Annotated in this window: 14 protein-coding genes; 9 read left to right on the top strand and 5 right to left on the bottom strand. The window is 58.8% G+C overall.

The window, feature by feature from the left end; translation table 11 throughout:
- Nucleotides 1-44: 44 nt before the first annotated feature.
- A complete protein-coding gene (locus ASG19_RS13965; protein WP_062458344.1) occupies nt 45-2,798 on the bottom strand; it encodes a winged helix-turn-helix domain-containing protein in 2,754 nt (917 codons plus the stop codon).
- 168 nt (nt 2,799-2,966) lie between these two features.
- Between ASG19_RS13965 and ASG19_RS13960 the strand changes: the two genes are divergently transcribed.
- Nucleotides 2,967-3,830, top strand: coding sequence for an MBL fold metallo-hydrolase (locus ASG19_RS13960; RefSeq protein ID WP_062458341.1), 864 nt, complete (start codon nt 2,967-2,969; stop codon nt 3,828-3,830).
- Nucleotides 3,831-4,192: 362 nt separating this feature from the next.
- Here ASG19_RS13960 and ASG19_RS13955 read toward each other — a convergent pair whose 3' ends face one another.
- A complete protein-coding gene (locus ASG19_RS13955; RefSeq protein WP_062458338.1) occupies nt 4,193-5,173 on the bottom strand; it encodes an alpha/beta hydrolase in 981 nt (326 codons plus the stop codon).
- Between the two features lie 1,669 nt (nt 5,174-6,842).
- Entirely contained in the window at nt 6,843-7,196 is a 354-nt protein-coding gene (locus ASG19_RS13940; protein ID WP_062458328.1) for a DUF2513 domain-containing protein, read from the bottom strand.
- Between the two features lie 1,467 nt (nt 7,197-8,663).
- Between ASG19_RS13940 and ASG19_RS13930 the strand changes: the two genes are divergently transcribed.
- From ASG19_RS13930 to ASG19_RS13920, 3 genes are all read left to right on the top strand, one after another.
- Nucleotides 8,664-10,361 carry an MFS transporter gene (locus ASG19_RS13930; protein WP_062458324.1) on the top strand — a complete coding sequence of 566 codons (1,698 nt, stop codon included), beginning with the start codon at nt 8,664-8,666 and terminating at the stop codon, nt 10,359-10,361.
- Nucleotides 10,362-10,498: 137 nt separating this feature from the next.
- Nucleotides 10,499-11,488: an HlyD family secretion protein gene (locus tag ASG19_RS13925; RefSeq protein ID WP_200933905.1), complete on the top strand. Its 990-nt coding sequence runs from the start codon at nt 10,499-10,501 to the stop codon at nt 11,486-11,488.
- Between the two features lie 21 nt (nt 11,489-11,509).
- Nucleotides 11,510-13,168: an FAD-dependent oxidoreductase gene (locus tag ASG19_RS13920; protein ID WP_062458319.1), complete on the top strand. Its 1,659-nt coding sequence runs from the start codon at nt 11,510-11,512 to the stop codon at nt 13,166-13,168.
- 1,395 nt (nt 13,169-14,563) lie between these two features.
- Here ASG19_RS13920 and ASG19_RS13910 read toward each other — a convergent pair.
- Entirely contained in the window at nt 14,564-15,112 is a 549-nt protein-coding gene (locus ASG19_RS13910) for an OsmC family protein (protein WP_062458313.1), read from the bottom strand.
- A 157-nt stretch (nt 15,113-15,269) separates the two neighbouring features.
- Complete coding sequence (locus tag ASG19_RS13905) at nt 15,270-15,518, bottom strand: hypothetical protein (protein ID WP_062458310.1); 249 nt, start codon at nt 15,516-15,518, stop codon at nt 15,270-15,272.
- 210 nt (nt 15,519-15,728) lie between these two features.
- Here ASG19_RS13905 and ASG19_RS13900 point away from each other — a divergent pair, with 210 nt between their 5' ends.
- The 5 genes from ASG19_RS13900 to ASG19_RS13875 all read left to right on the top strand — a co-directional run bounded on the left by ASG19_RS13900 (nt 15,729) and on the right by ASG19_RS13875 (nt 21,748).
- Complete coding sequence (locus ASG19_RS13900; protein ID WP_062458307.1) at nt 15,729-16,589, top strand: alpha/beta hydrolase; 861 nt, start codon at nt 15,729-15,731, stop codon at nt 16,587-16,589.
- 142 nt (nt 16,590-16,731) lie between these two features.
- On the top strand, nt 16,732-17,334 hold the full coding sequence (locus ASG19_RS13895) for an NAD(P)H-dependent oxidoreductase (RefSeq protein WP_062458304.1): 603 nt from the start codon (nt 16,732-16,734) through the stop codon (nt 17,332-17,334).
- A 3-nt stretch (nt 17,335-17,337) separates the two neighbouring features.
- Nucleotides 17,338-19,242 (top strand): cation:proton antiporter, encoded by a 1,905-nt coding sequence (locus ASG19_RS13890; RefSeq protein ID WP_062458300.1) that lies wholly within the window; start codon nt 17,338-17,340, stop codon nt 19,240-19,242.
- 1,190 nt (nt 19,243-20,432) lie between these two features.
- Complete coding sequence (locus tag ASG19_RS13880) at nt 20,433-20,984, top strand: AraC family transcriptional regulator (protein ID WP_062458297.1); 552 nt, start codon at nt 20,433-20,435, stop codon at nt 20,982-20,984.
- Nucleotides 20,985-21,091: 107 nt separating this feature from the next.
- Nucleotides 21,092-21,748 (top strand): DUF992 domain-containing protein, encoded by a 657-nt coding sequence (locus ASG19_RS13875; protein WP_062458295.1) that lies wholly within the window; start codon nt 21,092-21,094, stop codon nt 21,746-21,748.
- Nucleotides 21,749-21,966 lie beyond the last annotated feature (218 nt).

The following is a 21,966-nucleotide window of genomic DNA, read 5'->3' as shown; positions in this document are numbered from 1 at the left end:
GACATCGGTCCTTTTTTCCGGTGGCCGGCGGCCACTATTAGTCATTATTCAGCGTCGCACATCCCGGACGTCCCTTCGAGGATACGCTCCGAGATAGCGAGATCAATCGGCGGCGCCTCCGCGAATTGACCGAGCAATCGTTCGACGCGTCGACGGTCCTCGTCGAAGGTAGCGGCAGTGGCAGAGCCCGCAAGGCTGTTCGCGCATCTCAGCTGCCACGTGAGGGCGGACTGACGGGACGCCAGCTCGAAGCCCCGTGACAACCATAGACGGCCGTCGCCGTCGCGGCGCTGCAAAAGTTTGGTGCCCTTGAGGCGCAGCAGTTCCGGCTCGCACCAGCCTGCTTCCCCGGATAGTGCCATTTCAAGAAGTTCGAGAACGATACGTTCGCCGCCGATCATGACCGTATTCTCGAGCCTTGGCCCGTTGCCTCCGATCCTCAAGCTGGCTAGGGCGGTAGAGGGCGCGACCATGTCCGTGCCGAGAGCGTAGTCGAAACCGTTCGCCCATTCCTGCCAGCGAACGAGCGAGTTCCGGGTCGAGATGTCGCGAAGTATCTCGAGATAGTATCTCCCTTTCTCATTCATGCCGAGGCCGAAATACACCGGGCACACACCGACCGAAAGCGCGAGGCAGGTCGAGATCGGGTGATCGACCTCCATTACGTCCGCTATCAACTCGTCCAGCAGATCAAGTGATTTCCTTATTTCGCCACGCAGGTAGGCAGTCTTCGCCATGATCATCAGGCAAAGGGTTTTCTGGCCGAAATTCGCCCCGCTCGTAAGCGTGCCCCTTAAATTCACACCGTTTGCACGAAGGGCCTTTTCCGCCATTGCAAACGCGTCGGCGTGACGGCCGAGATAGTGGCTATTGTGCGCCAGTATACGGTTGACGGCAGACTCCGCTGCGTCTCCCATCTCGTTTTTTAACGTCAACGCCAGCTCGTAGGCCTCGCGATATCTTCCCTGCGTGGTCAGGACGGCGCAGATTCCGCTTTGAGCTCGCAGTATCTTTGTCGTTTCACCGAGCCTTCGGGCCGATGACGCGGCGAGATCGAATTGTCGTATCGCTTCCGCGTCACCCGCGACGCTGTGGACGTTGTAGGCGATAGCGCCGTATGCCGACCGGAGCTGGGTGTCGATCGCGGGGTCTGGTGCATCCGTTTGATCGAGGGCTGCGATAGCCTTCTCGATGTAGAGAAACTGCTCGTTCATCAGCCCGAGCTGTGTCCAAAGCAAACCCGAACCCGCGACGAGCTCCAGGAACAGCCGCGTATCTCGTACCGTCTCGGAGAACGCCAGCGCCAAGCGCAAGTCGTTGATCAGTCCGCCGTAGCCGGACAGCCATTGGTATGTCGCCAGATTGTCCCAATCGAGCTCTGCATCCCGCAAGCGGGAGAGGACAAGGCGAGCGTGCGCCTCCCGCGCCGTGGTTTCCCTCATGGACGACCGAAGTTTTATCGAGGCGTACTCCCTCGTTGTCTCAAGCAGTCGGAGCGCCGATCCGGCGTCCGACCTGCTAAGGAGGGACTTCGACTGCAGACCCCAGATCGCGTCCTCGATGTCGTCGTTGCGGAGGAGCGTACCGCAAACCGCGGCCGCGCCCTCTCTGGAGAAGGTCTGTGCGAATACGGATAGCACCTGCAGGACCGTCTTCTCGTTCTCCGTCAGGAAGCCGTAACTCCAGTCGAGCGTCGCCTGGAGTGTCTGCTGGCGATGAGGTGCGGTGCGACGTCCACGTCGGAGCACTGTCAGGGGTTGGTCCAGGGAGTGCAGGAGCTGGTCGAGTCCGAGGTCGATAACCCGGGCAGCGGCGAATTCGATAGCCAGAGGAATCCCGTCCAGCTTCCGGACGATCGCGGCGACACGTACTAGATCGTCGATCTGGTTTAGGGAGCCGACATCAAAGGAGTGCTCGACGCGGTCCATGAACATCGCCATGGCCGAGTAGCCGGACGGACTGGACGGACTCTCACCCTCCGCGGGAGTGTCGAGCGGGCCAAGGCGTCGGACCATCTCCGACGGTATGCCGAGCGTTTCCCTGCTGGTCGCGAGGATGAATACGTTAGGGCAGGCAAGGCTCACCCTTTCGATCACTTCTGCGGCCTGTTGGATAACGTGTTCGCAGTTGTCGAAGACGAAGATGAGCTTGCGCTGACCGATGGCGGTGATAACCCCAGGCATGGGATCGGCTCCGTATACCGACAATCCCATCAACGAGGCGAGTGTCGCCCCGATGCTCGCTCCGGCGCTCAGTGCAGCGAGGTCCAGGAAGAAAGCGGATTCGTAGTCGTCGCGGATCCTGTTTGCGAATGCGATCGCGACGGTGGTCTTCCCGATGCCGCCGGGACCGACGACGCTCATGACGCGCGTCCTTCGCGCATTGAGGCACCTCTGGATAAAGTCTTCTCGACCTACCACGGCCGTATGGATGCCGGGCAAATTCCCCCTGATTTCAGGGGCGCGCGGTGCGGGCATCTCTGAGGGTTTGTGGGTTTGAACGGATGCGGACAGCAAGTAACCGCGACCTGCGACGCTCTGCACGAGGCCGTCGGTTTCTTCTGGTTCAAGAGCCTTCCTGAGGGCCATTATCTGGACGCGCAGGGAATTCTCAGCAGACGAGCTTCCGGACCAGACGGCGTCGAAGAGTTCTTCGCGAGTGACGACTTCTCCGGCTTTCGAGGCGAGTACGACAAGGATATCCAGTGCCTTCGAGCCCAGCTTTACAGGCTGTCCCGCGCGCGTGAGCTGCCGTCGAGATTCATCGAGTTCGAAATCGAGAAATCTCAATACCGCCATTCAGTTCCCTCAGCCTCACTAGCCATTGGACAGGACAAAGCGGTCCAAGCGGAACGCCATCATCGTCATAACCCGTCGGAAGCTCCCGCCATACCTAGCCATAGGGTTAGCTTGATCAGACCATAGTGCCCGTCATAACTGGACGGGCATCGAAGGGGACGAAACAAGATGAAAATCGGTAAAGCCGAGGTCACACGCATCGAGGAATATCACGGTCTGGGGTTTCCGCCGCAGGCGTTCCTTCCCGACTGGAGCGACGCGGCGGTCGAAAAACACCTCCAATGGATGGTTCCCGACCACTACTCGCCGAACGACGGGCGGCTTGTTGGATCGATACATAGCTGGCTGATCAGACTACCGAACCTTACCGTGCTGGTCGACACATGCAGCGGCAACCACAAGAACCGTCCCGACAGCCCGTTCTTCTCGATGATGAACTCGCGGTACATGGAAAACCTCGCCGCAGCGGGGGTAGACCCTGAAGATATCGATATTGTCTTCTGCACTCATCTCCACATCGACCACGTTGGATGGAATACCCGTCTCGTCGACGGCCGGTGGGTTCCGACCTTCAAGAACGCGAAATACATAGCTTCCCGTTCGGAGTTCGAGCTCCTGGTCGGCGAAGAGCAGCGCCTAGCTGACAACCAGCATATGATCATCGATACCATCCAGCCGATCATCGACAGCGACCAATGGCTTCTCGTCGATACGCCACACCACATCTGCGACGAGCTCTATATCGAGGAGAGTCCCGGCCATACCCTGGGACATTGCCATCTGACGTTGACGTCAGGCGGCGGCAAGGCCGTATTCACGGGGGATATCGTCCACCATCCCATCCAGGTTCACTTCCCGACCTGGAACTCGGGTGCATGCGCCGCGCCTGACCTAGCTGTTCCCACACGCCTCAAAATGCTCGAAGGCCTCAGCGAAACCGGGGACTGGCTTATGCCGGTCCATTTCGCAAGGCCTTTCTGCTGCCGCGTCGGCAGGCCGATCAACGAAGGCTTTGAATGCGTTATGGAGTAAGGTTAAGCCCAGGGCGTTGACGGCACGAGCAGCCTCAAGGGATTTTCATGTTCCCGCGGACCGAACCTAGAATGTCCTAGTTCGGGCGGACTTCAACTGCGGACATGGCGCTCATCTCCGTCATTTCTGTTGAGTCGTAGCGCCTGATGGCCGCGGAATGCAGTCGGCGTGAGGGCAATATTACCGGGAGCCTTAGTAGCAAAACCATTTTTCCGACGAGCCAAGTGAACTGTCGACCCATTGTCGTGACGTAGAGGGTCCTAGAGACGCTGGGACGCCTCATCTCCCGAGATGGTCCATATTATTGAAAGGGCCGCATCCTTCATTGATGCGGCCCTTCCCGTTGGGCAGCCTCAAGGGCTTCAGCCCTTCACGAACGCCAGGAGGTCCGGGTTGATGACGTCGGCGTGTGTCGTCAGCATGCCGTGCGGATAGCCGGGGTAGACCTTGAGGGTGCCGTTCTTCAGCAGCTTCACGGACAGGCGCGCCGCGTCGTCGATCGGGACGATCTGGTCGTCATCGCCATGCATGACCAGCGTCGGCACCGTGATCTTCTTGAGGTCTTCGGTCTGGTCGGTTTCCGAGAACGCCTTGATACCGTCGTAGTGCGCCTTCGCACCGCCGATCATGCCCTGCCGCCACCAGTTTTGGATGACGCCCTGGTAGACCTTCGCGCCTTCGCGGTTGAAGCCGTAGAACGGGCCGGAAGCGACGTCGAGATAGAACTGCGCGCGGTTGGCAGCAAGGCCATTGCGCAGGCCGTCGAAAACCTCCATCGGAAGGCCGCCCGGATTGGACTCCGTCTTGAGCATGAGGGGCGGGACGGCGCTGACCAGTACGGCCTTTGCGACGCGCTTCTGGGGCTCGCCATAGTTCGCGACGTAGCGTGCTACTTCGCCGCCGCCCGTCGAGTGCCCGATATGGACTGCGTTCTTGAGGTTCAGGTGTTCGTAGACGGCGGAAGCGTCGGCGGCGTACTGGTCCATGTTGTGGCCGTCAGCGACCTGGGACGAGCGGCCATGACCGCGGCGGTCGTGGGCGACGACGCGGTAGCCGTGCTGGACGAAGAAAAGCATCTGGGCGTCCCAGTCGTCAGACGACAGCGGCCAGCCATGATGGAATACGATCGGCTGGGCGTCTTTGGGACCCCAGTCCTTGAAGTACAGCTGGACGCCATCCTTGGTCTTGACGAATGCTTCGGTCATTTCGAATTCTCCTTTGATGTCCGCGGGTCTCTTTTTGTCGGCTGCGTCGGCGACCGGCACGAACATAGAGAAAGAGACGGCTGCCCCTGCAATGAGTGTCTGTCTGCGGGAAAGGTCGTAGGTCACAAGTCGCTCCATTATTCGTGCCAGTCTCGGCATGTGCTTGACACTAGAGGCGGCAATGACCGTATTATTGTAGGATCGGGCACGCTTGTTCGGGGCGAAAGCCGCGAGGGCTCGGCGCTTAGTCTACGTGCGCGCCGGGAGAGGCCTCACGGTGCACGCCGGGGTTCCGGCTCTTGCTTCCCGGCTGGGCAAGCTGCGTTGCCCAAGCTATCGATGGGCCACGATATCGCGGGGCATCAGACTTGAGGACGCTGTACGCGGCGACGCTGAGGACGACGATCCCGTAGGCCGCGATTACGGGCCAGATCTGCGGATGTCTGGGCGAATAACGATCGTATTTATCCATGTTCCGGATCTCCTTTGACGGAAATCCGTAGACCCGGACGGCGGATAGATATTGTACTAAGCGGTGTCGTTATCGCCCTTGTCTTTTCTCAACCCACTTTAAGTCGACGCCGGCCGCAACCTGTCGTTTTTCCTTTTACGGCCGAGATCCGAAGCCTTGAGGACATCTATGAACGCTCTGAGACCGGGCCGAAGCAATCTCCTGCCGGGATAGTAGAGGTATATGCCCGGGGTAGGGCGGGCACCTATCGTTGGCAACCTGTGCTACACAATTGCGGCACGGGCGGTCGAAATGATAACAAAGGGCGGCGACACCTACTACATCTACAAGCGCGTTCCGAAGCGATACGCGGCAGTAGAGAAGCGCGGGACCATCTGGCTTTCAGTCGGCACTGATTCCGCCATAGGAGCGAACCGGAAGGCCGGGCGCGTATGAGTTTCATGGAACAGGCGTGGAGGCGCGCTTTGCAGGCGAGACGAACCACACCAATATGAAGAGGTTCATGCCATTCCCTCATTGATGTCAGCGCTCTGCACGTGGCCAAAGTCTAAGCTGCGGCACAGATGCCGCTACCTTCGTCTCGAGTGGCTGCGTACGTATGTCCCATTTTTTCGATAGTAGCCGCGGACATAGGTTGTTCCGACACTGTACGATGGAGAATTGCTGGCCGACGAGCTATATCCGTCGTAACCGCCAGCCTTCGACGCCGCGCTCCTTGCACCGCAGCGTCTACCCGCGGCGTCAAGGCTCTCGGGAGTAGGGCAGTTTCCGCTGTATGTTCGGCCAGAAGTAGTACTCGATAAACCTCCGAAGCTCGGGTCTTGCGCCATGACCGACATCGAGCTAGCTGGTAGGCCAGGGCTCAACACCGCACTGGCCTGATCACCAAATGCTACGCGACCCTGCTGCCCATCTGAAAGGACTACAGATCCTGAGCCACCGCGGCCATCCGGGGTTCTTAGGACCGTTAAGGTTCCATACCTGCCGTCGGAACACTTGAACGGCGTAGAGAGAACTGGCCTTGTGTCAAGAGCGTCATAGCTGCCGGAACATCCGATCGAGCCGACGGTGTTGTTGACAGTGAATGTCCCCCCGCTCACCGCCGCCGTAGTAGTACCGATGAGAGCCTCGCCGTTCTCCAGACGAACAGCGGCCGGAAGTGATATGGAACCACAGCTGGCGAGTAGCAGCGGAAGCGCAAAGTAAAGTGCACGACAGTCTTTCATGATTGCCCCCAATCAAGAACTATCATTGCACACCCTATGAGGGTGTCGAGTCCTTATTTGAGGTAGATGGCGTGACGTTGTGGTGCGGGCCAAAAGTCTCGCAGACAAGCTACGGAAGGCTAATACCCAGCACCTTCTTCACTTCATCCTTAATGTATGCTGTCGCAATATCTCTCAAGATCTCAAGCGACACGCCGCCCAGTTTACCAGCACCAGTCTTCGTCTTTTTCCAGACGGTATCGGATCGGATCGCAGAGACAAAATCATGGCCCTGATTGGTCATACGAAAAACGCCTGTCTGGACTTCCTTCATCAAGGCGGCATCGCAAAGAAGTTGCAGATGGTAGTATTGTTTCTCTTGCTCCTCATCAGAACTAATGAGGAGGGTGGAGACCAAGTCGGTTTCCTCGGAAGCCTCGAGATCCAACAGAAGCTGCCTAATGTATTCGTCGTCCCGTTTCATGGTAGCCCTTCAGGTTTTGTTATCTTGCCCCGACCAAACCTCATTCATGTTCACATCAACCTGTGTCTGGTGGATGGGTGAATATAAGTTACCTACTTACCTTTGGCTCTGTCGTTATGACGGCTTGAGCGAATGACCGCAGCGCTCTTTCGCGATCCGCCTTGATCATCAAGGCAGCCAGTGCATCAAAGTCCTCTATCGAAATGTGCATCGTGACTAGCGAGCCACGCTTCTCTCCGCCCCGCGAAGCGGACAGGCGTAACCCTAGTTTGTCTACCTCCACGTCGAGGGATTGCTGATCCAACCGATCTCCATCGATGTTGGTAACGGGACGGCTCCTCATAGTCGAGCGGGGTAGAGAGGATGTTATTCGAAACGCGGACAGCTTCATGTTTTAGCCTCTCAGCAGCTAGGAGGTCACGCGTCAGATGCGGGCAAGCACATTTTGACGGCGTGTAGATTGGTTTGCGCCTCCGGCTTCACGAGCATCTTTTTGAGCTCGTAGAACATCATGTTAATGCCTTCGGATGTCGTGTTAGAGGTGTGCCATCCCGGTAAATATGGCACAGCTGGCATCCTCGATGCGCGTCCCTGTGTTCGAAGTGAGCTGGCGGGTTACCCGTGGGGCCAGCTTTATGCGCTCTGACTGCTCCATGACACTCTACGCAGCGAAGCCTACGCTCAGACCACTTCATTAGCACGTCGTCTACTCTGACCACTTGCCACGTCCCGCTTGCCCATAGTTCGCATTCGTCTGCTTTAACTGCCATGCTGTAGCCTACCGTTGATATTCACACGCAGATGTCTGCAGTTCTCTATCACCGCCCCGACGGGGTCAATCTCGCTTTTCCGTTCTGGTCAGTCGTAGATGTCACGACCACTGCGACAGCGACAAGCACGATTGCGGCTAGGTCAGTGTATGGCATCTTCTCCGGTTCTAAATCCTTTGTGAGAGGAGATTCTGTCGCGGAGGAGTGACGTAAGTAAAACGGCGCGATCGTCTAGCCGTTATATGCCTCAAGCCCGGCATCGAGATCGGCAGCTACGCGAGCCTGAAGCCCTTCGTTGGCTTGGCACCATTGGGCTCTTCCCCATCGGTCCTCATAGAGATGACGATGCAGGGGTTCCGCGTTTCGCAGAAGTTAGACCAGACGACCATCGGCCTTCGACGCTTCTTGAGCGCGTCGCCCCGCCCCGCTGACACTATTGGCAAACATGGATGTCTCTGGACCGTTTTAGATCTCGGTTTTGCGGACACCATTCCTCTAGCGATGAGCGTCGTAGCGAGAAGCTTAGAGATCGAGCGTCGATTCAACGCGACGCTTACCGAGACAGGATCGTTCAATATGCGCATCAAGCCCGCCGCTAACGTTACTGCGGGCCTCGCGACTGAACGTCAGGCCAGAATACCTTCACGGTCATGGCGGAATTCCCCGCACGGCCCGGTGTATCGGAAAGGCGGGTGCCGTGGAAATTGCCCCGTGGACGCTGACGGAAGAAAGGCGGCGCCGCCGTGCAGCGGTTCCAACACAGCACTTCTACCAGGACGACGAGCCCTTCGAGTACCCCGAAGGTCAGCGCCCGGCTATCCCCGGCGCTCCCGGATTTCCGCCACACCCTACCCGCCGACGCGTTGTCTATGCGTTCACCTCAGTCCTCGTCGGAATTACCGGAGCGCTCGGAAACGCGATCGTCGCGGCTAATCTTCCTTATCTACAGGGCGCGCTTGGTCTGGACCTTAGCGAGGCAGCTTACCTTACCGTCGCCTATCTCGTGACGAACGCCATCGCGGGCTGCGTGCTCGTGAAATACCGCCAGGTTTTCGGGATCAGGTCGTTCTGCATGATTTTTCTGATGCTGCAGGCGCTCCTGATCACCTCGCACCTGCTCGTTCATGGGTTGGCGGGTGCCATCCTTGTCCGGGGGGCGAGCGGGATATCGGCTTCGGCTTTGACGACCCTCGCCGTGTTCTACATGATCCAGGCGTTCCCGGCCGCACACAGGCTCAGGGCCGTTTGCCTCGGCATCGGCGCGCCGCAGCTTTCCCTGCCTCTCGCCTGGCTCGTCCCCAAGGACTTGCTGGCATTGGGAAACTGGAACGGGCTCTACCTTTTCGAACTGGGCCTGTCCCTCACGGCCCTTGGCATCGTATCGATCGTCCGCCTGCCGCCGAGCGTGAAATCCAAGACGTTCGAGCGCATGGACGCCGTCAGCTTTTCGCTTTACGCGGTCGGCTTTGTCTTGTTCGGATCGGCCATGGGGCTCGGGAGCTATCTCTGGTGGACCAACGTCGCCTGGATAGGCTGGTTCTTCACTGCGTGCATTCCCTGTTTCGCGCTTTTTGTCTCGATCGAGGCACGTCGCAAGCGGCCGCTGGTCGACGTGAAGTGGCTTTCGGCAGGAACCTTCGTCAGATGGGCGTTGATCGCCGTGCTCTGCAGGTTCGTCCAGTCGGAGCAGACGATCGGCATCCTGACGATGCTACGCGATTTCGGACTTACGAACGATGACATCAGACCGCTGACGGGCTCTATCTTTGTCGGGGCGGTTCTGGGAGTGGCCGCTGCGGCGCTGATCGTTTCTCCAGCGCGGCTCCCCTACATGGTTCTCGCTTCCCTGCTCCTGGTCGCTACGGCGACGTATATCGACTCCGGATCGAGTGTTTCGACACGCGTGCCGCAGTTACTGATCACGCAGGCGATGATGGGGTTCGCGGGGACTTTGTTCATCGGTCCTCTCTTTATCTTTGGCCTGGGCCGGGTACTCGCGGACGGCGGGGAGCGGATGACGAGTTTCATCGCGCTCTTCAACGTGACGCAATCCGTTGGAACGCTAACGGGAAACGCGTTCACCCAGACCTATCTCTTCGAAGCCCAGCAATACCACCTTGGGGCCTACGCCGCGCAGGCCGCGAAATCCGAACCAGATGTGACCTCACTCCTGTCCTCGCTTACCGAGCGATACTCCCCGGTGATAGCAGACCCCGTGCTACGATCAGCCGAAGGCGTCGCGGCACTCTCTCAGCAGCTCTCCCTCTACGCCCGTGTCGCCGGATACGTTGACGTCTTCACCGCCATTTCGCTCGCGGCGTCGGCCGGGGGCGTGGCGCTTGCTGCTATCATCGCGGTCAATCTGATCAAGCAATATCGGAGTAAACCTTCATGAACGCGGTCTCCCCGGTTCCCTCCGTTCCACCTACGCGGCCAGCGGACGAAGCCCCACCGCCGCAGCAACTGCAGTGGCAACCAAAGATCAGCAGCCTGTTGACGCGGGTCTTTGCCGTCGCACTCGTAGGAGCAGGCATGGCGGCCATCCTGGCCGCTTGGCAGCTGCCTCCGTTCTCCACGAGCGTGGTGAAGACCGACAACGCCTATGTCCGTGGACGGACGACGGTGATCAGTCCCCAAGTCACCGGCTATATCCGTGAAATCTCGGTCAAGGACTACGCGGGTATCCGCCAGGGCGACGTCCTCATGCGTATCGACGACCGGGTCTACCGGGCGCAGGTTGCAGCCGCCCGGGCCGACCTGGACATCGCGGGTTCCAATCTGGCGAACAACGAGCAGGCGATAGCCCAGAGACAACTCGATATCACGACGGCTGAAGCAAAGACCGCGAGCGCGAACGCCCAGCTCGTCAAAGCGGAGGCGGACTTCAAGCGGGCTTCGCAGCTCGCGGGGCAGGGGTCGGGTTCTGTCAGCGCCGAGGACGCTACCCGCGCCGCGCGGAGTGTGGCCGTTGCCGCGGTCCAGGAGGCAGCTGCGGGTCGTGGCAGCGCGGAGCAAGCGCTAAAGGCCGCCAGCGTGAACGAGAAGGCTCTCGAGGCGTACGTAGAGAGCGCCAGGGCAAAACTGCAACTCACGGAGATCAACCTCGGCTACACAGTCGTAAGCGCTCCCGAAGACGGAAAGCTGAGCGACGTGAGCGCCAGACAGGGCCAGTACGTGACGAATGGCAGCCAGCTGATGTTCCTGGTGCCCAAGTCCCGTTGGGTTATCGCCAACTTCAAAGAAGCCCAGTCGGCAGCGATACGCCCCGGACAGCGGGCTTGGTTCTTTGTCGACGCATTGGCGGGGGCCCGCTTCGACGGGACGGTCGAGGACATTTCGCCAGCCGCCGGATCGGAATTTTCGGTTTTGCGCACCGACAACGCAATCGGCAACTTCACGAAGATACCGCAACGTATCGCCGTCCGCATCCAGATCGACGACAAGCAGCCCGATATCGAAAGACTAGGCCCGGGAATGTCCGTGGAAGCCCATGTCGATACCACCTCTCACAGCGCACCCTAATCAGCCATTCAGGAGACACGCATGGCCGTAATACTCAACGATCCGACGGACCCGTGGCGGCGAGAAGCGCAGACCTACCCGGTCCTGCCTCAGGAAATGATCGAACGTGTCCGCCCGTACGGCGAGATGCAGGTCAGCCACGAAGACAGCGTCGCCTTTACACGCGGAGACCGCGCACTTGACCTTTACCTCATTCTGGACGGCGAAATGGAAGTCCACGCCGATCATCCGTTCCATGGAAAGCAGTACCTCTACAGCTATCGCGGTGGCCAGTTCAGCGGTGAGCACAACATGTTCAACGACCGCAACACGCTCCTGTCCGGCAGGCTGATGGCCGGGACGAAATTCATCCGGATTCCCCACGATAGGTTTCGTGCACTGATAACGGGTGAGCCGGATATCGGCGAAATGATCATGCGGGCGTACATCCTCCGTCGGGCGGGGCTCGTCCGCCACGTCACGGGTGGCGGCGTGCTCGTCGGGCACCGGGACCACACCGATTTGCTGCGGATACAGCGCTTCCTCACACGCAATCTCTATCCGGTGGAAGTGCTGGACGTCGTTGCAGATGCGCAGGCGGCGCAAGCGATGCAGGAGTTTTCCATTCCGCTTTCTTCGTTGCCCGCCTTGATCACGCCGGATCGGACTGTGCTGTCAAAGCCGTCCGACGAAACGCTAGCAGAAGAACTGGGGCTGTTCGAGCCCCCGGAACCGGGTGCCATCTACGACGTCGCGGTTCTCGGGGCCGGGCCCTCGGGTCTTGCCTCGGCGGTCTATGCCGCTTCCGAAGGACTTAGAACGATCGTCGTGGAAACGCTCGCGCCGGGCGGACAGGCCGGGACGTCGTCGAAAATCGAAAACTATCTGGGCTTCCCGACCGGGATTTCAGGCGAAGCCCTCGCAGGCCGCGCCCATATCCAGGCGCAGAAGTTCGGCGCACGTATCTGCGTCTCGCGGAGTAGCGTGTCGCTCGACTGCTCCAATAAACCGTTCGAGATCGGTCTGTCCGACGGCAGCACGGTCCGGGCAAAGGCGGTGGTCGTGGCGACAGGGGCGCGATACAGGAAACTGGACGTTCCCAACTACGGCCGTTTCGAGGGGCAGGGCATCCACTACGCCGCGACGGCGATGGAAGGGAATCTTTGTGCAGCGCAAGAAGTCGTGATCGTGGGCGGAGGTAATTCGGCAGGACAGGCGGCGGTATTCCTTTCGCGCACCGCCCGGCATGTGAACATGGTCATGCGTAGCGGCATATCCTCGACCATGTCGGACTACCTCGTCCAGAGGATCAAGAACTCGCGACACATCACTCTCTACGAATCGTCTGATATAAACGCGCTGCGTGGCGATAGCATTCTTGAGGGCGTGAGCTGGACCAACAGAAAAACCGGGGAGACTTACGAGCGTCCGGCGACAAATCTCTTCGTTATGATCGGCGCATCACCCAACACCGACTGGCTGGAAGGCTGCGTCGATCTCGACCGCAGCGGTTTTGTTGAGACCGGGTTTTCAGACGAGGGAGAACTGTCCGTTCCTTCCACGCCTTACCGCACAAGCAAACCAGGCGTTTTCGCGGTCGGAGACGTCCGTTCCGGTTCTATCAAGCGGGTTGCGTCCGCTGTAGGGGAAGGGTCCGTGGTCGTCGCGGCGATACACCAATACCTAGCCAGCGCCTGGTAGCGTTTGTCGGGTCTGCCCGCGGCGGGAGCCGTCGGGTGGGCTCCACGGAATCGGGGAACGGGGCCGAGGTGGCATGTCTGATCGGCAGCTCGACGAACTACTCTTTGATGCAGCGCTGCAAGCGCCTTCTTGTGATGCTCCTTGTTCACTCCGTTCCATTGCGGCCATACATACCTCGAACCAGTCCTCACTGGTAGGTCGAGGGTGACATGGACGGAGCCGTTCGTAGGCACCGTGAGGGTTAAGGTCAAGGAACCGGGCAGTCTTTCGGAGATGGTGACTGAGGCGGCTTCGTGGACGCTCAAGCCGTAGCGGCGAGCGAACTTCACGCAGCCGATGATCAAGGTGTATGAGGGATCGTGCCGCACCAGTGCCACGCCCCGACGCAGACACGCGGAGGAAAGCGCCTGACCGAACGCGCTGTAGGCGAACGACGACGGCATGCGGGCGTAGCATGGATCGACGGACTTCAGGTCTTGCATTTTTTGGCGAAGTCGAGCTGTTCTGCGACGACGGGTACCCCGTAGCGCGCCGCGAGAGCGGCGATCTTCGCCGCCAACTTCGCGGCCTATCGTCACGAGGATGGACGGTCCGCGCGTCGCGCTGTGTTACGGAAAAAACATCAGAAATGATCTGAGGTAGCCGGAAAGCACGGCGGAGATCACGTAGAACGTCCCGCCCGAGATCGCCAACAAAACCAGGATCGGTCCGACTTCGGCGAGCGACGGGTTATGGTCAGCTGACGAAGCTTCGTCTGTCTCGACGCAGACAACATTGTCGTTCGCAGCGAGCAAACTCCGCGCGACCGCTCGCGGCTTCATTCTCGTTAGGGGAACCTGTCTGAAGATGCACGAGGTTTCTGAAAGCTTGAGATCCATGTCGTCACCTTCCGGTTCGAGTTGATTGTCCCTCTCCGCTACAGGTAACGCCATGATTTGAGAGACTATAGTACGATCGTTCTCTTGGCTTCAAACCGAATGATCCGCCTGCAATTTTGCATGGGACGGTTTCCACGATCGTCGGCGAACAACAGGGGGTACCGTGGTCAGAACATAAGGGGGCCTTCCGTCTTGAACACGTCGATCCGGCGATTAAAGAACGCATAGATAGCCCTCGCCGCCCCGGCTGCTCATCCACTTTGATGAACTATAGCCAGGAAGCAGTGGGGAGCGTACTGAGCCCACCCACCGCGAGACTGATGATGGCCTGCGCCAAGATATGTGCAGGATGTAGGCGCGTTTCGTGTTGATAGGTACCAACCCCAGGCATATCCACCTCGAATTCGCCCAGAAATGCGATGTTTGAATGGACCATTGCGAACGTCTCGGCGGTGCGGGAATGTCGACGCTTCCGTGAATGCGGGCCATCGGCCATTCCGGTTATCGCTTGTCGAAACTACGAAAGCGAAACTTCAAGGGGAATAGGGTTTCGCATGGAGTTGGCGACCGGGGAGAAGTAGTTCGCCTGCCTGACGATTTCTTCCAACTCATCGCGAGTGGCGTCGCCTTCCAGATCCACCTTCACCCGGATCGCCTGGAAGCCCATCTGCGATGGCTCACGAGGCGCGCCGCCTGCACCCCAGGCGGCGGTATTGCCGACGTCGCCCTCGATATGAAGTTCGAGACGAGAAAGGCGGACGTTCTTGAAAGTGGCAACGGCGGTAATCCCGACCGCGAGGCATCCGCCCAAGCCCGAAAGTACGATTTCGCCGGGGGCGGGCGCGGTGTCCTGGCCGAACAGGTGCAGTGGCTCGTCGACAACTACCGGATTATGATCTCCGACGTAGCTCAGCGTGCGATACTGGCCCTCGCACAGGGTGTGAACCACGTTCGTACCGCGACGTTCGGGGTTCTCGCGGCCGCGCTGGGCGAAAGCGATCAGTCCGTCACGATCGATAGGACGGAGATATGCCTTGATGGTAGTCTTCATTTCATTCTGCAACATGATCGTCTCGTTTGCTTGGGTTGATGATGGCGTCGCTCGGGCGGTCCGGTCAAATGCGGCTCTGTAGAATGCAGACCCGCTTCCGGGCAAAACGGAAGCGGCCTTGCCGACTGCCTTGAAGTTGCGTGACCGGTATCCGGCGCATGGGTCGCCTAGCCTATCGGTCGCTGCCGATCTGGACGCGGCCTGTGATGACCAACGACCTGTCGGGCTGGATCATGTAGGTTTCGGTGTAGCGTTCTCCGCCGGAGTAGAAGGTTTCGTCGAATGTGCTCCCGACCGGAGCCTTCTGCAGGCGATGAACGGGCTGGCCGCCATAGGTCACGCTGCCAGGGATGGGTTCCAGCGCGAATGCGGAGGAGACGAAGAGGGCCGATACGCCAAAGGCGGCAAGTAGGAGTTTCATTTTTCTTTCCTCAGTTGACCAGGGATCATTCCCTGCCAGAGGCGAATATGAGCGGGAGCTTTTCCGACTTATTGTAGTATAGCGCCCTCGGTGCCCAGGCTCAGGATCGTACGATCAGACAATCTCGAGAAGGCCTTTTCATCAATCCTGTCGGCACAGCTTCGACGATGGACGCATCCGCGTCGCATCCGAGCGTGTGGAGTTAGTGAGATGGCAAGTGTGCTTCCGAATATTGGCGACGTTTCATATCTCGAGATCGACGGCTTAAACGTCCGCCTGGCCACCGGCGGGCGGGCGGATGGTATCCCGGCGGTGCTTTCCAGCCCGTGGCCAGAAAGCATCTACGCCTTCAGGGATATCCTGTCGGAAATCGGCAGTTCGGCGCCTTACGTAGCCATCGACTTGCCGGGTTTCGGGATGTCGCAAGGCCGACTGGATCTGATGTCGCCTACCGGAATGGGGCGCTTCATCGTTCGAGCCGCTCGAAAACTGGGGATCAAACGGATGCACGGCATCGGTCCCGATGTCGGCGCGCTCGCGATGCTTTCTGCAGCCGCGGACTGCCCCAATCTATTCGAAAGTCTTGTCGTGGGCAGCGGGGCTACGAGCGTCGAGCTAGCCGCCGGCGGGCTTACCGATCTGATCTGGTCGCACCCAGGGGCGTTCGCCGAGGCGGAGGGTGGCGATCTCGCCGTCGGTTTCGTCACTCAGTCCGCCGCCAATCCCACTCCTCCGGCCGTTATGGAGGACTATTGGCTATCGTCTTCCGCCTCGCGCTTCGATCAGGCCGCAAATTTCGTCCGGTCATATCCCGAAGAGCTGCCGATCCTCAAAGATCAGTTGCACAGGATCGAGACGCCGGTACTGGTTTTAGCCGGCCGCAACGATCCTCTGGTTCCGCCCGCCAATGGGCAGCTCCTTCTCGACCATATCAAGCGGAGCCGCCAGGTTCTTCTCGACGGAGGGCACTTGATCTGGGAGGACGCCGCGGCGCAGTACGGAGCGACCATCAAGGATTGGATAGATGGTGCCTACATGCAGCTCGATCAGGGGAAGCGCAGCTCCAAATAGAACCGGCCTGTAGACCCTCAGCTAGGCTCGGAAGCATGATCCTGCAATAAATCGCTTCGGGCCTGGGACATAACGTCGGCGTCATGTGTGACGGGTAACAACTTCGAGCCGCCCAGCTCGATACGATGGGGAAAAGACCGCAATGCGAATCCTAGTTCTGTTCGCGCATCCGGCGCAGCGGAAGTCCAGCATAAATACGGCGATGGCGGCGAGAGCGAGAGCAGTGGATGGTGTAACTTTCGTCGATCTCTACGCGGAATACCCCCGTTTCTCCATCGACGTGGACCGCGAACAACGCCGGCTTATCGAACACGACGTAATTGTCTTCCAATTCCCCGTTTTCTGGTACTCGACGCCGGCCCTTCTCAAACAGTGGCAGGATCTAGTTCTCGAATACGGTTTTGCATATGGCCCTCAGGGAAAAAAGCTGGCGGGAAAACTTACGCTGGCATGCATCACGACTGGGGGAAGCAGGTCGGACTACGCGGAAGACGGTGGCAACCGCCGCGTAGTCGAGCATTTCCTCTACCCCCTTGAACAAACGGCCATTCTTTGCGGGATGGAGTACCTTCCGCCTTTTGTCCTCTACTCCGCCAATCATCTCGATGACGCTGGCGCGCAGCATCATATCCAATCGTACCCTCGTCTTCTAACCGCTCTTCGCGAAGAGAGGCTCGACCTGTCGAGTGTACGTCTCATGCCGACTTTCGGCAGCTTCGATCTAACTGACCTGGTGAGGGACTGACCATTGGAAGGCTTGGCATTCTACGCATTGTGCTATCTTGCGGCGGCGGTTCTCGCCGTAATCGTATCGCAGCGGATCGGGCTAGGTTCCGTTGTCGGCTATATCGCCGCAGGTGTCCTGATCGGCCCTGTATTCCAGATTTCGGTGGCCGGATCTGGCTATCTCGAACAGTTCTCCGAATTCGGCATCATCATGATGCTGTTCCTGATCGGACTGGAAATCGACCCACAGATGGTCTGGCGGCTGAGAGATAAGCTACTCGGCCTTGGCGGGCTTCAGGTGGTCGCGACGATCGCTGCCGTGACCGCAGCCGGGATCGGCTTGAGCTTTAGCTGGCAGCAGAGCCTTCTGTTTGGCTTTGTCGCCGCACTGTCCTCGACGGCGATCGTCCTCCAAACCCTCGAAGAGAAGGGTCTTCTGAGATCCGATGGGGGACAGGCGAGCTTCGCGGTGCTTCTTTTCCAGGACTTGGCGGTCATTCCGATGCTCGCATGCATTCCGCTGATTGCCGGGAGCGGACATGGAGCTTCGTCGGGGCACGGAGGAGCCGCCGTGCTGGCAGACCTCCCCGGATGGATCTCTGCGATCCTAACCCTCGCGGCCGTGGGCGTGATCGTGGCAGCTGCGCACTTCCTTTCGCGACCGGTCTTCAGGACCATTGCGCTCCTCGGCCTTCGCGAAGTCTTCACCGCAGCCGCGCTTCTGGTCGTGGTCGGTATCACCGTGCTGATGTCCGCCGTAGGCCTCTCACCCGCACTCGGAGCATTCCTGGGGGGCGTGGTCCTTGCGAACAGCGAGTTCAAGCACGAGCTCCAAAACGATATCGAGCCCTTCAAGGGTCTCCTGCTCGGGCTTTTTTTCATGACGATCGGTGCGAAGATCGATCCGGCAATCCTACTGGCGAACTGGCTGACGGTAGCCGCCGCCACGTTGGGCCTGATAGCGATCAAGGCGCTTGTCCTTCTGCCGCTGGCCTGGTTCTTCCGCGTCCGAGGGCCTGCCGGTTGGCTCTTCACCCTCGGGCTCGCGCAGGCAGGGGAATTCGGTTTCGTCCTGCTGACGATCGGTGAAGACCGCGAACTGCTCTCGTCTACAACCGTGTCGGTATCGGTGCTGATCATCACCTTCAGCATGGTCCTCACTCCCCTGCTTTTCGCGCTGTCCAACAGGATCGTCGTCATGCTTGAGATTCGGGGACCGCAGCACAGGGACGCCGACCAGCCAGAAGAGGGCACGGTCATCCTGGCGGGAGTCGGGCGCTTCGGACAGATCATCAACCGGATGCTTCTAGCGGACGGCTACAAGCCCGTCGTCCTCGACTACAGGGCAGACGTGGTCGATAACGTCCGCAAATTCGGGGTGAAGTCATTTTTTGGAGATGCAGGACGTCCAGACCTGTTGGAATCTGCCGGGCTCGCACATGCGACGCTTCTTATCGTAGCCATAGACGACCCCGACAGAGCAACCGAAATCGTGGCCTACGCCCGGAGGAGTAATCCCGGCATCCAGATCATCGCCCGCGCCTATGATCGACTGCATCACTACAAGCTGGCAGACGCGGGTGCGAATCATATCGTCCGGGAGATGTTCGATGGTTCGGTGCAGGCTGCGGGCATGGCTTTGGAGTCTCTCGGCATGCATCCATACGAGGTGCAGAAGCGGAAGACTGTCTTTGTTGAACAGGATACGGCGGGCCTGTCCCGGATGGCCGGTTTGGTGGACGTAGATACACCCGCCGCTAACAATCCGGATTTCGTTGCCGGTTTCAACGATATTGGAAAAGTAATCGAGAACGCGATGATGGGGTATCGTTCTGGCTATGAAGAAATGGTAGCGCGTGGGTGGAACGCGCCAGACGCTAGCTCCATTCATGTACCGAGGAGTGTCGAACCAGATCGGCCTTCTTGAACATTGCGAGTCGCCGATTCACGAATATCCTGCTGCAAGAATTTCGGCGTGCGCCGCAGCGACAGTTTTCTCGCAACTTTAGATTTTAGCTGGAGGTCGCTCGTGCGGCCTCAGTGTCTCTCTCCGGCCTGAAGTTCTATGTTGGCAAACTGACACGGTCTTACCTCTTGGTGGATGATCCCGTCAGCCGAAGCCGAGGTCTAGACCAAGCATCTTGCTAAGAACGACCGCGATAAGCCCTACACCTAGTACGGCTAACACGAACAGCGCGGCCATCTTGCCGCCCGTTAGTAGTAACGCTCGCGTGTCCGCCTTCCTCCCTTGATCGTAATGCCACTTGACGGCGAAAAACATGGCCGCGCCTAGAGCAAAGACCTTAAACGTAACGAAGACGATAGGGACCCAATCCATGGCAAGACTCTCATTTGTACCAGCGGCGCGCTTTGCGACCTTATTGAAGGCAAACCTGCGACTTTTATTGTGCAATACTGCCGCGTATCATTAGTTGGCGATTTCCTCGATTGCGTCGTTGAACTGAGGGCCCACTGCAATGGTCCGACATGGATCCTATTCCTGCTCGGCGTAGAGCGTATAGGGGGCTCGATCGAAAGCCCGCCGACCGAGCGTCTTGACGGGTCGTTCGTCGCTTCCGTCTGCGATCCTGACGGAAACATGCTTCCCACGCCGACGCTTCCGGCAGAATGAGATGCGTCAGAAGCCGTGTGCCCGGAAACTATCGGCCAGCCTCGGCATCTGCCTAGCCTTACAATTTCACGCCAAATCGGCGCAGAAGCGACCGGGAACTCATTCAATAAGGCCACCCGAGGTCTGTAAGCTGCCCGCACGTCTCGGACACCCGATCGTCAGTATCACTATCGCCACTCTCGACTCCATCTCGACACCGCATCAGTGGCCTGACAATGCGCTGCTGTATACCTCGCATCGACTATTCTCTTGCACGTGGCCATGGGGTCGGGAGTCCGTGCTGCTGCACCGCGTTAACGTATAAGATCATGAGGACCGGCCGACCCCCTTCGGAGCCAAATATCGTGGCTCTCGGATCCACATCACGCTTTGGCCTGCCACATATAATCAGAAGGTATGGTCTCAACACACTGTGGTCCAAACAGATTTCAGGCCGCTGGAAAGGCAACATCTGCTCATCGAAATTCAAATCACGGAGAGCACCGATGAACGCCTACACACCCACCAAGAACCTCAAGATCATCGCGGCAGCCTCGCTGGCAATCATCTCGGATATCGATTTGTCTGCTGCCGTTCCTGCAGCTACCCATGCTCCGATCGTGCTTCCAGACCTGCCGTCGGAGATCGTACAGCGTGACCTTCTTCTGCCGTGGCAGCGCCGCAAGATCATGCAGTTCATCGAAGAGCACCTGACGGAAACGATCAAGGTCGAGGAACTTGCCGCCCTGACAAAGCTCAGCAAAACCTATTTTTCCAGGGTCTTCAAGTCGGTGTACGAGGAGAGCCCGTACAACTATGTCCTTCGCCGCCGCATGGAGCTTGCAAGGGAGCTTATCGTCGAAACCGACGCGCCGCTCAGCGAGATCGCTCTGGATTGCGGGATGGCGGACCAGGCCCACCTTTGCAAGACCTTCCGCAAGATCTTCGGAACCACCCCGAACTACTGGCGTCGTTCTTCGCAAGCGGTCAACCGTGCGTCGGAACCACGTCGCTCCCATACTTCTCGCCAGGAAACCAGTTCCGCGCGGTTCAATTGACCGAGCTTTCGAAGTTGAGACCTACAAGCTGATCACGCCCTGCACGGGCATCCTCAGTAGTCAGCGGACGGTTTCGCTCGATCCGACGGCCACCCTTGGAGGCCGGAGTGTTCGCGGATCAGGCCGCGGATCACAATAGCGAAATAACTCGACTGGCCAGAAATGGACGTAAAAGCGCTTCTTGCTTTCGTCGCTGCGCTTACCGCGCTGTCTCTGCAAGCGCCTTTGCGGCCTCCGAACATCTCGTCGAGGGCAGGCTGGAATGTGATCTCTCGCGTTCGGAGGGAACGCTTTTCGGTTCGCAGCAGGACGGCGATTGCTTTTTCTGCCTTCCAGGCGTGGCCTTTGATACGCTACGCGGGACTTATCGACAATTTCGGCTCGAAATCGGCGAATTAGAGAAGGCGAGAATGGTCTGGGCCGTCACCGCAGTCAGTAAGCGGCAAAGCTTCGACCTGGAAGGCACCTACAGTGGTTTTGGAGCGGCAGCGGCAGTCGGAGTCGGGGTAACTATTCTTACGGGCGGACCCACGGCACGTTCCACCTTCGGCCGATCGCCGTCAACGGACGCGATGGGCCTTGATGTTTCCTTCGGGATCACGCAGTTGCATCTGAAGCCCGCTATCTTACTTGGTCATATTTATCCGCAAGGCCGACACGAGACCTACGTCGGCTTTATTCTTATTCGTCGAACGGTCACCAGAACTGCTTTTTACAAGAACCGAAAGACGCGAGAGCCAATCGTTTCAGGCATAGTTCTGTAACCAGCCTAATCAGGATATCTCGCATGAGCGCCGAGCTTCTTTCCGTCATCCTTGTTCTACTGAGCGCCTTATCTGCGAATGCGGCCCAAGCGGATGACAACACTGGCGTCCATATCGCGTAGCCCTGGGTGACTGTCTTTTAAAAGGGGGGCCGATCGAAAGCTCTTCGCGGAAAGCGCAAAAGCCGCAGACAACTTCTACGGTTTCTGGAAAAAGGA

This window comes from Rhizobium sp. Leaf306 (genome assembly GCF_001423425.1).
In the GTDB taxonomy this organism is placed as follows: Bacteria; Pseudomonadota; Alphaproteobacteria; order Rhizobiales; family Rhizobiaceae; genus Neorhizobium; species Neorhizobium soli.
Note: the sequence above shows the minus strand (reverse complement) of the source record. Positions and strands in the feature narration are given on the sequence as shown.